The 1,805-nt window shown below is 70.8% G+C and carries 2 protein-coding genes; both read right to left on the reverse strand.

The window, feature by feature from the left end; all coding sequences use genetic code 11:
• Positions 1 to 916: MoxR family ATPase (locus G6026_RS13290; RefSeq protein WP_194307627.1), on the reverse strand; the 916-nt coding region annotated here is incomplete at its 3' end.
• Between the two features lie 282 nt (positions 917 to 1,198).
• Positions 1,199 to 1,805, reverse strand: a 607-nt coding sequence (locus G6026_RS13295; protein ID WP_241728079.1) for an NlpC/P60 family protein, incomplete at its 5' end; no start/stop codon positions are given.

Genomic DNA, 1,805 nt, shown 5'->3' on the forward strand with positions numbered 1-1,805 from the left:
CTTCGAGGACGCGGCGCACCACGGTGTCCGCCGTGATCTCGTCCGCCAGTGCGTCATAGGTGAGAACCAACCGGTGGCGGAGCACCGCGGGCAGGACGTCGACGACGTCCTGGGGCACCACGTAGTCGCGACCCCGGACCAGGGCCAGCGCCCGGGCCGCGGTGACGGCCCCCAGGGTGGCGCGGGGGGACGCGCCGTACGCGAGCCATCTGGCGACGTCCTCGAGGCCGTGCCTCCCGGGTTCGCGGGTCGCGACGGTGACGCGGACCACGTAGTCGACCAGCGCGTGGTGGACGAAGACCTCACGCACCGCGTCCTGGAGCCGGAGCAGCGCGTCCACGCCGAGGACGCGTGAGGGCTCCGGGGGACGGGTCCCCATCCGGTAGACGATCTCCCGCTCCTCCTCGGGGCTGGGGTAGTCCACCACGAGCTTGAAGAGGAACCGGTCCCGCTGGGCCTCCGGGAGCTGGTACACGCCTTCGCTCTCGATGGGGTTCTGGGTCGCCATCACCAGGAACGGTGCCGGCATCGGGAAGGTCTGCCCGCCGATCGAGACGTGGCCCTCCGCCATCACCTCGAGCAGGGCCGACTGGACCTTTGCCGGGGCGCGGTTGATCTCGTCGGCCAGTACGAAGTTGGCCAGGATCGGACCGAGCTCGACCTCGAACTCCTCGCGGCCCTGGCGGTAGATCCGGGTTCCCACGATGTCCGCCGGGACGAGGTCCGGGGTGAACTGGAGGCGTCGGAAGCTGCCCCCCACCACGGAGGCGAAGGTCTCCACGGTGAGCGTCTTGGCGACCCCGGGCACGCCCTCGAGGAGGATGTGGCCGCGCGAGAGCAGTCCCACCAGGATCATCTCGATGAGCCTGTCCTGACCCACCACGACTTTCTTGACCTCGTACACCGCCTGCTCCAGGAGCCTGGCGTCCGAGACCGCGGAGGACGCGCTAACCGCGGGGTCGGAACCCGGGTCGGCCGGATGGTCGGTTCGGGGATCGCTCACCGCGGGGGGCTCCTTCGCGAGATCTGGGGTCTGAGGCCCGTGGTCCGAGGCCCGGGGTCCGAGGTCTGTGGTCGGTGGCACCGGGGCCGTACCGTCAGGACGGACTGCGATCGACAGTACCGGTGCACGGCCGTTCCCGGACCGACCAGTGCCCGGCCGACGAGCGGCCGGGCACCGTGGGTCGGCGCGATGTCGTCAGGTCAGCCGGACGACCATGGGTGAGATCCCCGCCATCCGCACCGGTGAGATCTTGACGACGTCGCCGGACTGCGGGGCCTCGACCATCCGGCCGTCACCCAGGTACAGCGCCACGTGACCGGGCCAGAAGAGCATGTCGCCGCGCTGGCGGGTGGCCACCGGGTACTGGGGGCCCGCCGTGTACTGGTAGCCGGTGAAGTGTGGGAGGGCTTTGCCGATCCCGGCGAACGCGTAGATCATCAGGCCGGAGCAGTCGAAGCCGATCTTGTTGTAGTCACCGTGACTGTCCGCGACGCCACCGTCCCGGATGCCGCGCGTGGGCCCGTTGGCGTCTCCGCCTCCCCAGGCGTAGGGGACGCCGAGTTGGGACAGTGCCCGGTTGACGACCGTCTCCACCCTGGCCGAGCTCGACGGGGTGCCCGTGTTGCCGCCCCCCTGGCCGGGCGCGGGAGCAGGTGCTGCCGGGCCCTGTTGGATGGACCCGAAGTCGGCCCGTCCGATCGCGTCGGCCACCTGTTGGATGATCGCCTCGGTGTTCCCGTTGACACCCGCGTCGATCGCGGCTCCGACGCTGCCGGCGTCGATCGTCCCGCCGATCGCCCTC

This window comes from Dietzia sp. DQ11-38-2 (genome assembly GCF_014145055.1).
Classification (GTDB): Bacteria; Actinomycetota; Actinomycetes; order Mycobacteriales; family Mycobacteriaceae; genus Dietzia.